The 14,165-nt window shown below is 27.6% G+C and carries 13 protein-coding genes and 1 other RNA gene; 12 read left to right on the top strand and 2 right to left on the bottom strand.

Annotated elements, in window-relative coordinates:
• Positions 1-260: 260 nt before the first annotated feature.
• The 7 genes from NMG77_RS03870 (at position 261) to pheT (ending at position 7,420) form a co-directional block, all read left to right on the top strand.
• Positions 261-1,586 (top strand): ribonuclease H family protein, encoded by a 1,326-nt coding sequence (locus NMG77_RS03870; RefSeq protein WP_322098512.1) that lies wholly within the window; start codon positions 261-263, stop codon positions 1,584-1,586.
• Positions 1,587-2,203: 617 nt separating this feature from the next.
• A complete protein-coding gene (infC, locus tag NMG77_RS02080; RefSeq protein WP_255034306.1) occupies positions 2,204-2,797 on the top strand; it encodes a translation initiation factor IF-3 in 594 nt (197 codons plus the stop codon).
• A gap of 39 nt (positions 2,798-2,836) precedes the next feature.
• Entirely contained in the window at positions 2,837-3,031 is a 195-nt protein-coding gene (gene rpmI, locus NMG77_RS02075) for a 50S ribosomal protein L35 (protein ID WP_255034305.1), read from the top strand.
• Positions 3,032-3,048: 17 nt separating this feature from the next.
• Entirely contained in the window at positions 3,049-3,396 is a 348-nt protein-coding gene (gene rplT, locus NMG77_RS02070; RefSeq protein WP_255034304.1) for a 50S ribosomal protein L20, read from the top strand.
• A gap of 5 nt (positions 3,397-3,401) precedes the next feature.
• Positions 3,402-3,926: a dUTPase gene (locus tag NMG77_RS02065; RefSeq protein WP_255034303.1), complete on the top strand. Its 525-nt coding sequence runs from the start codon at positions 3,402-3,404 to the stop codon at positions 3,924-3,926.
• Positions 3,927-3,981: 55 nt separating this feature from the next.
• Positions 3,982-4,998, top strand: coding sequence for a phenylalanine--tRNA ligase subunit alpha (gene pheS, locus NMG77_RS02060; protein ID WP_255034302.1), 1,017 nt, complete (start codon positions 3,982-3,984; stop codon positions 4,996-4,998).
• A gap of 7 nt (positions 4,999-5,005) precedes the next feature.
• Positions 5,006-7,420 (top strand): phenylalanine--tRNA ligase subunit beta, encoded by a 2,415-nt coding sequence (gene pheT / locus NMG77_RS02055; protein ID WP_255045588.1) that lies wholly within the window; start codon positions 5,006-5,008, stop codon positions 7,418-7,420.
• 328 nt (positions 7,421-7,748) lie between these two features.
• Here the strand turns inward: pheT and NMG77_RS02050 are convergent, their stop codons facing one another.
• Both NMG77_RS02050 and ssrA read right to left on the bottom strand, forming a co-directional pair.
• Positions 7,749-8,786 carry an ATP-binding protein gene (locus tag NMG77_RS02050; protein WP_255045587.1) on the bottom strand — a complete coding sequence of 346 codons (1,038 nt, stop codon included), beginning with the start codon at positions 8,784-8,786 and terminating at the stop codon, positions 7,749-7,751.
• Between the two features lie 145 nt (positions 8,787-8,931).
• Positions 8,932-9,344: a transfer-messenger RNA gene (gene ssrA / locus NMG77_RS02045) on the bottom strand.
• Between the two features lie 63 nt (positions 9,345-9,407).
• On the opposite strand from ssrA, the gene NMG77_RS02040 reads away from it, so the two are divergent.
• From NMG77_RS02040 to NMG77_RS02020, 5 genes are all read left to right on the top strand, one after another.
• Positions 9,408-9,833 (top strand): hypothetical protein, encoded by a 426-nt coding sequence (locus NMG77_RS02040; protein ID WP_255045586.1) that lies wholly within the window; start codon positions 9,408-9,410, stop codon positions 9,831-9,833.
• A complete protein-coding gene (locus NMG77_RS02035; protein ID WP_255045585.1) occupies positions 9,834-11,594 on the top strand; it encodes an ABC transporter ATP-binding protein in 1,761 nt (586 codons plus the stop codon).
• Positions 11,594-13,381 (top strand): ABC transporter ATP-binding protein, encoded by a 1,788-nt coding sequence (locus NMG77_RS02030; protein WP_255045584.1) that lies wholly within the window; start codon positions 11,594-11,596, stop codon positions 13,379-13,381. The genes NMG77_RS02035 and NMG77_RS02030 overlap by 1 nt, the downstream gene beginning before the upstream one ends.
• Positions 13,382-13,535: 154 nt before the next feature.
• The gene (gene rplU, locus NMG77_RS02025) at positions 13,536-13,838 is read left to right on the top strand and encodes a 50S ribosomal protein L21 (RefSeq protein WP_255034296.1); all 303 of its coding nucleotides are present in this window, start codon (positions 13,536-13,538) and stop codon (positions 13,836-13,838) included.
• Positions 13,839-13,848: 10 nt separating this feature from the next.
• Positions 13,849-14,163, top strand: coding sequence for a ribosomal-processing cysteine protease Prp (locus NMG77_RS02020; RefSeq protein WP_255034295.1), 315 nt, complete (start codon positions 13,849-13,851; stop codon positions 14,161-14,163).
• The last annotated feature ends 2 nt before the right edge of the window (positions 14,164-14,165 follow it).

The following is a 14,165-nucleotide window of genomic DNA, read 5'->3' as shown; positions in this document are numbered from 1 at the left end:
TTTGAAGAAATGTTTTAAGATTTAGATAATATAAATTAATCATTTATTATCAAAAATTATATAAATGTGTGCCGACCTCAGAACACAAAACTTTTTCAGAGGTCAGCACACTTTCTTCTATTATTTTATTAGGGTTATTTTTAAAGAAACTAATATTTTTTATATTTAAAATAAACTTGGGTATTTAAATCATAATGATTGATTTATTTCCTTATTTGAGGTTGTTATCTTTAAAATAACAAGTTAATTCAAAGGAGTTTATTATTAACTCTAACAAAAGCGACAATGCTTTAAAAGTTAGTGAACAAGATTATCGAAGGTTTAAAGAAAACTTATCTAAATTAGATTTTGAATTTATTTCACAAATAAATTCAGAACATGAATCTTCTAAAGATGCTTTTTCTTTCAAATACAAGAATCGAAATATCGAGTGTGAATATACTTCGAATAGAAAAATTATTTTTCGTGTTTCGAAAATATCTAATCCTAAAATTTATATTGATAAATTAAAAGAAAAGGTTAGAACATTATTAAATTCATCTAAAAAATCAGATAGCACTATTGGGAAAAATAAAAAAACTTCTAATATTTCGAATAATGTTAGTAATAACAAAAAAGAAAAACTAAAAGAAGTTAAAAAAGAAAATGTTTTAACTACCCAACAATCTGAAAACAAACAGATTCCCATAAATGATCCTATAAAAATTTTTGATAACAAAAATGAAGATTTAAAAGCTTTATTTAATAAAAAAGAAGAAACTTTTAATAATAAATTAAACGACATTCGAAATAGTTTTAATTCAATTAGCAATAAGTTTAATTTATTTGTTGATAAATTAAATAAAACTATAAATCAAAATGATCAAAAGATAAAAGAGCTATCAAATAAAATTGATAACTTAAACCAACAACAGATCTTATCTGAATCTAAAGCAACAATAGGTTGTGACGAAGTTGGTTTAGGAGAACCAATAGGACCAATGATAACTTGCGCTGCATTAGTTAAGGATGAATATAAAAAAATACTATTAGATCTAGGTGTTAAGGATTCAAAAAAGATTGGTAACACTAAAATTCATACAATATATGAACAAATAAAGCCGTATGTTAAATATGTGGTTTATGAAGGTGATAAATTAACAGGAATAAATCATCTGATTACTCTATTCAATAAGAATATGTCTATTGTTCAAGTTTATATGCATAATGAAACATTGTTAATGTTTAAGAATAAGTATGATATCAATTGTCCAGTCGTTTTAGATAAATTCTGTGAACCTAATAAATATAATGAAATCTTAGATGAAATTAATGTCAAGGAAAAAATTCCGATTGAAATTATGAAATCTAAGGCTGAAAGTGACTATGTCAGTGTGGCTGCTGCTAGTATTATCGCAAGACATTATTATTTAAAACGTGTTGAAGAATTTGCTAATCTGATTCAATGACCAAAGGATAAATGAGAAGAGCTTTTAAAAAATGATAAAGATACCAGAAAAAAACTTAGAACTAAGTTAATGGATCAAAAAAAATTATTAAAATCTCTTCCATTTGTTAAAACACCTTTTCTTTCAGAAAAATCTTAAGTTCAACTAACAAAAAATATCAAGCAAATGCTTGATATTTTTTATCTTATTAAGTTAAATTGATAATTACTTTCATTTAGCAATTATTCTTAATAACCACAATTTAATGTATTAATAGAAAAGAACAAAATATAAAAATATCCCTTTGATATAATAATTAAGTTATTTAAATTTTTATTATATGAACAAACTATCGATTATTAAGGTTATCTTGGGAATAGTCTTTATATTGTTTAGTTTTATTAGCATTGGAATTTATTCTATATGCCAATACGCTTGAACAGTCAGCCTATTCTTAATCCCGTTAGGGGCTTGATTGTTACTAAGTGTGTATCAATCAAATAAAAAAATAAATTTGATTAAGCTAAAAAAGCTTTAATTTGTTATAATTACAGAGATGATCTTCAAATATATTTATTATTTGAATTAAAGATTGTATAACAAAATCGAATCATCAAAGACATATCAAGCAAAGCAGTGTAACGCTCACCTAAATCTCTTAAATGTAGATCATGGTTGATATCAGATTCATTTTTTAGGTCTGTATATATTTACATACATATATAAATGGTCACGCTGCGTTTGTAGTGTGACATTTTTTATTTATAAAGGAATATATGAGTCAAAATAACAATCAACGAAGTAAAAGACCAAAACCAAACTTACCACCTATTAACAAAAATATTAAGTTTAATAGTTTCACATTAATTGATGAAAACGGAACTAACTTAGGTGTTGTATCTAAAGATCAAGCACTAGCTATGGGTGATAGTAAAGGTTTAGATGTTGTTGTGATCTCAAATAATTCTGACACTGTAATTGCCAAGTTAATGGATTATGGTAAGCACGTTTATGAACAAAAAAGAAAGAAACGTGATAACAAGAAAAAACAAACAGTCGTTAAAGTTAAAGAAATTAACTTTAAAGCAGGTGTTGGTGATCACGATATCGAATGACGTGCTAAGAAATCATTAGAATGATTAGATGATGGTTTCCATGTGAAATTTACTATTAGAGCTTTTTCTAGAATGATTACTCGTGAAGAGTTAATTAAAGAAGTTCATGATAAGTTTTATGCGATCATCAAAGATCACGCTGAGATTCAAAAACCATACACTAAGGTTTCTCGAAATATGTATGAAGCAGTATTTATACCTGCTAAAAACAATAAAAAGAAATCTGAGTCAAATCCAGAGACAACTACTGAATAAATATAAATAATAAAAACTACTTAATACAGGTTAATCACTATGCCAAAAATGAAAACTAAAAGCGCAGCAGCAAAGCGCTTTAAAATAACTAAATCAGGGAAAATTAAGCGAAAACAAGCTTACACTTCTCATTTAGCACCTAACAAAACCACTAAACAAAAAAGACATCTAAGAAAAGATGCTATAGTGCACAAAACTGATTACAAGAGAATCAAAGAATTAATTTCTAAATAATACAGGAGTAAATAATAATGAGAGTAAAAGGCGGACCTACAACTAGAAGACGAAGAAAGAAATGATTAAAACAAGCCGAAGGAACATTCGGTACTCGTCACGCATCATATAAAGTTGCTAAGCAAACTGTAATTAAATCGGCTAAATACGCATTCAGAGACAGAAAAAACAAGAAACGTGAATTCAGAGCATTATGAATTCAACGTTTAAATGGTTCTTTACGTGAATTAGGTGTTACATATTCTGTATTCATCAATCTATTAAAGAAACAAAACATTACTATAAACCGTAAGATGTTATCTGAAATTGCGATTCACGATCCAGAAGCTTTCAAAAAATTTGTTAAAGAAGTTACAGGTAAATAAATAATATGCTTTTAGATCTTGAAAAGTTAATAGAAGAACAAGCAGAGCTTGATAATAAGATCTTCAAAATAACTAAAAGCTCTTATAAGAAAAATCAAAAACAAAGAAGATTGTGATTAGCAGTAGAAATCGGTAACTTAGCTAATGTAACTAAGTCGTATAAGTTTTGAAAAGATGAACAAGACTTAAATCGTCCTGAAGTTTTAGAAGCTTGTGCTATCGTTTTGCACTTGTCATTAAGTTTTCTTATTCAATTTAAATCTGAAATTGATGAAAGTAAGAAAAGTGAACTTAATTACGTTGTTGATGTTAAACCACAAAAACAAAAACCTTCAAGTTTAATAGCATCAAAACGTTTTTTAGAACTTTACGAACTTTGCTTATCAATGGAAGATTGATGATCTTGTCAAAAATTTATTGACGAATTATTAACTCTAATTAGTTTAATGCGTTTAAACTTTAAAGAATTAATTAAAGAATACTTTAGAGTTAGCAACGTTATTTTAGAACGCGTTAATGAAGATATTTAAAGCTCTTACGACTTTAAATATCTTTTTTATACCTTAATACTTAAATTATCAGTATATGAAGAATATTCAACTTATCATTGATGATTTTAATAAGACGATTAGTTCAATTAAAGAAAAAAAAGAGCTAATTGTAACTAAAAACATCTTTATAAAAAAACACGTAACACCTTTATTTGGTGAGCTTAAAAAGATTGTTGACTTAGAAGAAAAAAAAGCGTTTGGTAAGAATTTAAACTTATTGCAAACTAAGATCAACGAAATCTTTGAAACTAAACAAAGTTCATTAGAAGTAGATAGTGATCAAGTTCAAAAACCGAACTATGATCTAATGATTCCAGCGCTCAATTTAGTAGATGGTTCAATGCATCCATTAAATTTAGTGATTAATCAGATTGTTGAATTTTTTAAAAAATTCAACTTTACAATTGTTAATTACCCTGAACTAGTTACAGTTAAGCATTGTTTTGATGATCTTAATATTCCTATGGATCATCCAGGTAGAGCTACTACTGATACGTTTTATATTGATAATAAAAAGATATTAAGAACTCACTGTACAGCAGGAACGATTCAAGCGATTTCAGCGATGAATAAACACAAAGACATCCGCGTGATTAGCTTTGGTAATGTTTATCGTAATGATACGGATGATGCTACTCATTCACATCAATTCATGCAAATGGATTTTATGTGAGTTAAAAAGAATTTATCACTAGCCAATTTAAAATGATTTGTTACTAAATTTATTGAACATATGTTTGGTAGTGATCTTAAGACTCGTTTTAGACTATCACACTTCCCATTCACTGAACCTAGTTTTGAAGTTGATGTAGAATGCTGAAATTGTCAAAATGGTTGTTTCTTATGTAAGAGAACTCGTTGAATCGAGATTATGGGTTCTGGGGTATTACACCCTAATGTGTTAAAAGCGGCTAACATTAAATCAGAAGAGATGGTTGGAATAGCTGCTGGAATCGGGATTGAACGCGTTGCGATGTTAAAAAATAACATCACTGATATCAGGGATTTTTATCTTAATGATTTCAGATTCAACAAACAGTTTTATGAGTAAATAAATTATGTTGTTATCAAAAAAAGTTATATCTAATTTCATACCATCAATCATTAAGGTTGATGATAATAAAATTGTTGAAGCATTGAATGCGATTGGTGCTGAAGTTGAATCGGTTAAAAAATTCAATGAGATCGATTATTTAGTAATCGGGAAGATCATTAATATTAAAAAACACCCGCACTCAGTAAATGATAATATCTGTAGTATTCAGATTGATGATAATGATTTCATTAATGTGATATCAGAATCACCAAATTTATCTGATGCTAAAGAACAAATTAACAAATACGTTATTGTTGCTAAAGAAGGTGCAGAATTACCTGGCGGGATCACTGTTATAAACAGTGACTACCGTGGGGTTAATACGAACGGTTTATTATGTTCTTATGCTGATCTTAATCCTGAATACAAACAATACTTATCAGCTAAAGATGCTTCAAATATCATCATTCTAGATAAAGCCAAATTAGGTGATGAAGATGTTTATAAATATCTAAATATCGATGATACGATATTTGATATTTCTTTACCTTCAAACCGTCCTGACTGGTATGGGGTTAGATTTTTAGCTAAAGAATTATCAGCTTATTTAAACCTTAAGTATGTTTCGGTAATTGGCACGCATAAACAAGCTGATTTTCATCAAATTGATATTAAAGTAGCCGATGAAACTAATAACAAAGCTAAATACTTTGGCGGGATTCATTTAAGAAACCATCAAGTTAAAGAATCAACTTGAAACACTAAAGGGATCTTGATTAACAATCAAATCAAACCGATTAATGATATTGTTGATCTTTCTAATCTAATTCCATTGTTTACTGCTAACCCTTTCCATATTCATAATGCTGATAAAATTAAGGGTGAGGTTAAATTAATTGAAGCAGTCAAACAAGAAGAATTCTTGGCATTAGATAACAAGAAGTATATGATTCAACCAGGTGATCTGATTGTTGTTGATTCTGAAAAAATCATAGCACTAGCAGGTGTAATTGGTTCTAAAGCGACAGCAATTGATGAAAACACCACAAGTTATTTCATTGAGATTGGTAATTTTGATAAATACCAAATAAGAAAAACTGCTAATTTCCATAAGATTTCAACTAAAAGTGCTAATCTTTTTTCAAAAGATATCTCACTATATCAAACTAAGATGACGATTGAATATATCTATCAATATTTGATTGATAGATCTTCTAATAGTCAATTATCAGAAATTACTAAACAAATCAGTATTGATGAATATAACCAACAAGTTAAGGTTAATTACGATAAGATAAGAAGCTTACTAGGCGCTAGTGTTTATTTATCTGATGCAAAGATTAAGAAATATCTAACTAATCTTGGTTTCTTAGTTAAGAATGACATTATTGAGGTACCAAGTTATCGTAATGATATTTATAACTGACAAGACTTAGTTGAAGAATTGTTAAAGATTTTAAATATTAACCAATTCGAACCGATCCCAATTAAGGCTGATTATTTATTAGAAGTAAATAATGAAACGGATGATTTATTAACTAAATTATCTAAAAAACTGCGTTCATTAAAATTCAATCATGTCAGAACATATAACTTAACATCTCAAAAAAGATGTCAGTTATTAAACTTATTTAGATACCAAGACCCGATTGTAGTATCCAACCCGATATCAGAAACTAGACAATATTACCGACAAAATATTCTAGTTAATTTATTAGAGATCTACCAATTAAACCAATCATACAAAAATAAGTTAGAACCAATCTTTGAGATTCAAACTTTGTTATCTAAAAATAGTTGCAACCACCATATTGGTTTAATTGCTACGAATAACTTATTTAATAATACATATGATCCTAATTCTGGTGTTAAACTCGATTTAATCACGATGAAAGGGATTAGTGATATCATTATTAAAAACTTTGGGTTTAATTGTAATTACCAAGAGATTAATGATGACACTTATTTAGTTAAGAATGATTCATTAAAACTGGTTGTGTATGATGAGACAATCGGTTATATTGGTAAGATTAAAAAATCTGTTTTAAAAGAATTTGATTTAGCTGATCAAGATATCTATTGTTTAGATATCAACCTAGAACGCTTGATTACTTCAATTAACCGTTATACTAGAACATATGAAGGGTATGATCATCACCAAAGAGTAAGTCGTGATATTACCTTCCAATTGAAAAAAGAAGATAATTTTGATTGTTTTATCAAAATTGCTAACAATTTTAATAAGTTATCGAATTGAGAGATTATCTCAATCTTTGATGGATCTAAAAAAGCTGATAAGAATGATCTTTATCAACAGATTAAATACACAGTTAGATGTTATTTAAAACAAATTGATAAGACCTTTACTACAGAAGAAATTAATGAGATCTTTAATGAACTTATTGAAATAATGAAACAAAATCAAATATTGGTTTAAAAACCAATATTTTTTTATGTTTTGTTGGTAAAGATATGAATGATTTAAATAATTAAAATTATTCTCAATCAATTTCGTCTTCAGATTTATTGTTAATAATAATTCGTTCGTTGATATCGATTTCATTAACGATTCATTCTCTTGCTATGGAACCTCTAATAAAATCATGAATTCTGTTTTTGCCGTTTACTTCTTTGATAGTAATAACTATAGCGAATTTAGTTGGTCCATCAGAGCTTCCATCGTAACGTTCCTTAGAGTTTATGCTAATTCCTCAAAGACCTGCATCATTATATACTTTTTTAGGTTTTTTATTATTGAATTATTTTTATTTTCTATTTAATTCCCTCGATACTTGACTTTTAGATATTCCTGTTAGGATTTCAATTTCTCTAACAGTAAATCCTTTTTTCTTTAAATTTGATAGATCTTTAGTTCGATCATTTGTTATTGATTCGTATAACCTTTTTAGATAATCATATTCACTGTTTGGATCACTAAAAGCTAAAGATGTTCTAATCAGATTTTTTAAATCACCAGGATAAGGAATCTTTTCTTGTAATTCGATGATTTTCTTAAACAAACGAATGTTTTTAGTAACGTTATCAAATTTAGATAAATAACTGTTTAAGATGATTTCAGCAATCTCCATTAGATCTTGTTTAGAATAACGATTAAAGTTGATAACAGAATCAAATCTTCTAGTAAGTGCTTTATCAAAGTGTTCGTATAAATTGGTTGTAGCTACAATAATAATTTTTTCATTTAAGCCGTCCAAACCTTTAAGTATAGCAGTAGTAGCTCTACCCATTTCTCTTAGATCTTTTGAGTTAGTTCGATCCATAGCTATCGCATCAATTTCGTCAAATAAAATAATTGAATTACTAGGGTCAATACCTCTATTGATTTCATCAAATAATCTATTAATATTTTTTACAGTTTCTCCAAGTTTGCTATCAACTAAATTTGCAAAATCTACGGTATATAATGTCTTTTTTAAGATAACTGCCATTTGTTTTACAGTTTCGGTTTTACCTGTTCCAGGTGCTCCCTGAAACAAGAATTTATTAACACCAATCTTACGATTAGTAGCATTAATTATTCCGATAATATCACTCTCGATTTCAGTTGGTAAAGGTAATGAATTTTTTCAAACATCAATCTTTTTTATGAACTGTAAATCACTTTCAACAATCTGAGGAAAGAAACTAAAATCACCTGCCAATAAACTTACGATATAGCTTGATAATTCTAAATCACCAATCTTTTCAAATTCGTTAGCTATCTGATAAGCCTGCGCTCTAAACCCTGGGTGATTGTGCTCTGCGTAATATTTAATCAAATTTATAACATAACCTTTTTTCATAATTCAAGCACCTTTTATATTTTCCTAATCTAAACGCTTTTTATAAAGTGTAATATATCGGGACAAAAAACAAAATAAAGGGACAATAAAATAAAAAATCTTCTCTAACAATTAGTTAAAGAAGATTGGTAAAGTTTTGTATTAATGGTGGAGATGACGGGAATCGAACCCGTTTCCACAATCGACTCATCAGATTAGTTTTATTTACAGTTTAGAAGTTTAGTTTTTTAGAACTAAGTTATAAACTTCAATTATTTAGTTCGTAGTAATTGCTTAATATAAAACTTATTAATCAATATTAATAAGTAAAACTTCAAACAAGAACAAAATTTAGTTTTATCCGAATTAGCATTAATTTTCTATAAGAAAATTAAGCCCGCTTTTTATATATTATTTATTTAGAAATTTAAAGCGTAGTTGTTTCCTAACTGATTTAAAACAAAGTTTTCTTCAGCTAGTTGTTTAGATGTTTTGTCGGTTATTTTTACCTTGAGCTATAAAGGGCAGACCCTACTGAACCAATAAGTTTATCAATCATGTCGAAGCCTTGACATCCCCATTGAGTTGTGTATTATAAATTAAATAATTTATAATTCTTTTAGTTTTATTATCCCAAATTATATGAGTAATAAATTAGATCAGGCGACAACGAAATTTAAAGAATATTTCGTTGAGTGTCTAAATGCTTTAGACAATTTTAATTTTAGCGAAATAAAAAATTTTTACGAAGTTAATCTAGAAAGAATTAAGAATTCGCAACGATTACCAAAGATCGCAGAGCAATTAACTAAACCATATATTAATTTCGATCAATGTAACAATGTTGCTGATTTTAAAAAACAATTATTAGATATCATCAACGAGTTTCACGAAAAATTTAATAATCAATACACATTATTTACTTATTCAAGTATCATCATGAACTATTTTTGTGTAGTTGATTTAGCTTATTCTAAATACCATTTTGGAACTAATCAAATAATTAATGATGAACGTAAGTTCTTCTTAGAACTAAGAAATAAGATTTATAACTGACTTTCAGAATAAATGAAGTACATATTAAGAAATTTTAAATTAAAAAACTGAATTATTACCATTATTGGTATTAGTTTTTGTATTGCTTATGTGATTGCTTCTGGTTATGTTGTTCGTTTAATTGAAAGTTTTGTTGATATTATTGGCGGTGAAAAACAAGCAGATTGATTAATTCCAGATCCTAAGAATAAAATTCAAGCAGTTATTAATCTAACTGCTTTTAGTTTTGGTTTAATCATCTTTAGTTTTATTATTAAAATTATCGGAAGAATAATGTTGTTAAAACAAACATTATTAGCTTCTAATCTTTTTAAAAACCAGATCTATTACAAGATTAATAATCTCTCATTAGAAGAATTCTATGGTTATAAAAAATCAACATTAATCAATCGGATTAATGTTGATTATGCGAAACTCGAAAAAACCGCTATCAATGTTTTGGTATATATGATTGAATGTTGTTTTGAACTACTTGTATACATAAGTTTTTCAATCGCATTGAGTCCATATTTATCGATAATTTATTTAATTTTTATTCCTTTAATTATTTTCATTATTGTTAGAGGATCTAGAAAAACTGAGGATCATTATCAAGATAGTTACAAATCACTTGATAATTTAAATCAAGTGATTCGTGAAAACATTACTGGACTTAAAGTCGTTCGAATTTTTAACTTGGAAGAATTCCAAACAGCAAGATATGATGATCATCATAAGAGTTGGTTTAAATCAATTATTAGAGCTGATTTAATCCTTACTTCAATGTATCATTTAATCTTTTTAGCTATAAACATTTTCATTACACTTGTATTAGTAACCTCAGGTTATTTAAACAAAGTTAATTCAAATCTAAGTCCAGGTACTGTGATTGGGTTTTTAAACTATTTAACATTTAGTAGTTATGTTGTAATTGCGATTGCTGATTATGCTTTAAACATGATTAAAACAAGACCAGTTCAACGCCGTTTTAAAGAGATTTTAGAGTTAAAAAACGAAGATTTAGATAAAAATAAATTAACCAATCCGATTTTTGGTAAAATCGAATTTAAGAATTTAAATTATAAGTATGAACAAAACAATTTTAATGTTTTAAAGAACATTAATTTAATGATCAATCCAGGTGAAAACATCGGAATTATTGGTTCAATTGGTTCTGGTAAATCAACAATCTGTTCATTGTTATCTGGCATTAAAAAACCTAATGATAATTCGATTTTTATTGATGGTATTGACATCAATCAATATAATATTAAGCACATTAGAAAAAATGTTAGTTATGACTTCCAGAAGAAGTTATTATTTTCAGGAACGATCAAATCAAATATAGTTAAAGCTAATTTACAAGCGACACAAAAACAAATCGACCAAGTAATTAACTACGCTTGCGCAGATGAATTTATCAATAATTTTAGTGATAAATTAGATCATCAATTAGTAGAATTTGGCAACAACTTATCTGGTGGTCAAAAAGCTAGAGTATGTATTGCTAGAACATTAATCAAAGACAGTAAGATCATGATCTTTGACGATTCGCTAACTGCACTTGATAATATTACTGCTAAAAAAGTGCTTGATAATATCTTGGATAACTACAAAGACAAAACTAAAATCTTTATCAGTCAACAGATTAGAAACATTAAAGATCTTGATAAGATTATTGTTCTAGATAAAGGTAATGTCGTAGGTTTTGATACCCACATTAACTTATTAAATGACTGTAATGTTTATAAAGAGATCTATGATTCACAAAAAAAGATTGGAGACGATGTTTAATGAAAGAAGTTAAGCACTTATTTCAATTCTTAAAACAAGATAAGCGAGCGCTTATCTTGATGATGATCTTTACTACTTTTAAGTCATTATTAACAATCACAGGTTCAATTATCTTTGGGTATGTAATTCAAAATATTTTTGTTAATATCACTTTAGAAAATCCTATAGTAGCACAAGAGAATTGAATTAAACTATTAAAATTTACAGGGATTTCAGCAGCTTTGTATTTTGTTTTATTTATCTGTCATGTTACTAGTGCTAAGATTGCGATTAAAACTGCGTATAACACTACTGTAAGAATCCGAGATATCGTATTTAGAAAGATTCATAAAATAGATTTATTAACCCTTGAAAAGATCATGCACGGTGAGATCATTAATAAGATCTCAGTTGATATTGATCTAATATCAACTAACTTATCAACATTCTTAAGTGAGATCTTTTCAACACCGATCGTAGCAACTTTTATTATTATTGCTCTATTTGTAATCTCGCCATACCTAACATTAATCATATTAGGATTAATGGTATTTATGTTTATTGTGCAATTGGCAGTAATTAAAGTTGCTAACAAACGCCAAAAGAAAACTCAAGATCTTTATGAAAAGATCTCGACTTTTATCGAAGAACATATTCAACAATATGAATTGATTAAATCATTAGATATTATTGATATCATTAATCAAGAATTTAAAGAATTATGTAATCAATATCTAAAAGCTAACTTGAGATCGTCTAGAATATTTTCAACAATCTATCCGATCAATTTTTTATTCGAAGATAGCATTATTATTGCTGGGTTTGTATTCTCTTTATTATTTCAAGCGTTAAATATCCCTTCAGGATCACCAGTTTATTTTATTAAAGATATTAATCTAGGATTAATTACGATCTTTAACTTAATGTTAAGATTTGCTTTAGGTGAATTAGGTTATCTATTCAGAGTAGCAGCTGATGTTCAAGTAACTTTTGTTTCGATCAAAAGAATTAAAGAATTCTTAGATTTAAAACAAAAGTTTGAATACCAAAAACAAAAGATTGATAAACTTCAATCTATTAAATTTGAAAATGTTTCATTTTCATATGATGATAAAAACTTAGCAATTAATGATGTTAGCTTTGAAATTAAAGCTAACAGTTCAATAGCACTTGTTGGTGAAACTGGTTCAGGTAAATCTACGATTATGAATCTCTTATCAAGATATTATCAACCAACTAAGGGACATATTTATCTTAATGATATGAATTACACCAAAATTGATGAATATCATTTTAACGAAATGATTAGTGTAGTGTTGCAAGATAGTGTTATGTTTAGTGATACGATTTATAACAACATTGCTTGCGTTAATCAAAAAGCTACTAAAGAACAAGTGATACAAGCAGCTAAAGATGCTAAAATTCACGATTTTATTGATAATTTAAAAGATGGTTATGATACTTATATCGATGAAAACCAAACTAATTTATCAAGTGGTCAGTTACAACAAATCGCATTAGCAAGAGCTTTCTTATCAGACGCAGAAATCTTAATCATGGACGAAGCCACTTCAAGTGTGGATTCGAAAACCGAAAAAAATATTCAAGATGCGATTTTTAAATTAATGAAAAATAAAACCGTAATCTTAATAGCGCACAGATTATCAACAATTATTAATGTTGATAATATCCTTGTAATGAAACAAGGCAAGATTGTTGAAAGTGGTAACCATGAGCAATTAATTGCTAAAAAAGGTTATTATTACGAATTAAATCAGGTTAATGTTGATGAATCAAACCTGATGTAGTTGATTTTTTTGATATAATATATAAGACTTATTTTAAAAATAAGCAAAATTAGAATAAAATCTAGTTTCAACCGTTTAGAAGTGGTTAATAATATAAAGTATCAATGTCTATTGATCGCCATCATAACGAGTCTATCTGGAGGAAAAAAATAAAATGTTTGCAGTTATTGCATCAGGTTCAAAACAATACCGTGTTAAATTAAACGATGAAATCTACGTTGAAAAAATTAATTCAGAAGTAGGTGCTAAAGTTGTTTTTGATAAAGTTTATTTTGTAAACGGCTTATTTGGTAAACCATTCGTAGCTGGAGCTTCTGTGGTTTGTGAAGTAGTTAAACAAGGTAAACAAAAGAAGATTAATGTAATTAAGCATATCTCACAAAAACACCACTTAAAAAAATACGGTCACAGACAACCATACACTAAGCTTAAAGTTGTAGAAATCAAGCACGGATAAGATATATAAGATGATTGACATAACTTTTTATGCAAGCGCAATTAAGATCTCAGGTCACGCTTTTTTTGACAACCACGGTCGCGATATTGTGTGCGCAGGAGTTAGTGCGATTGTTTTTGGTGGGATTAATTACTTTAAACCTGAAGATGTTAAGGTAATTAAAAATCAAGAAAATAATTCAATCTTCTTAGAGTTGCTTGAAGTTAATATAAAAAACTTAACCGCAATCAATGTTATTAAAACACAATTATCAGTGATTGCTTCAGTCTATGATAAAAACATCAAGATAATTGATGAAACTAACAGAATCGTTACAGGAAAATAATA

The organism is Mycoplasma bradburyae (genome assembly GCF_024339025.1).
Lineage (GTDB): Bacteria > Bacillota_I > Bacilli_A > Mycoplasmatales > Mycoplasmoidaceae > Mycoplasmoides > Mycoplasmoides bradburyae.
This window is presented reverse-complemented; position numbering and strand designations above follow the sequence as displayed.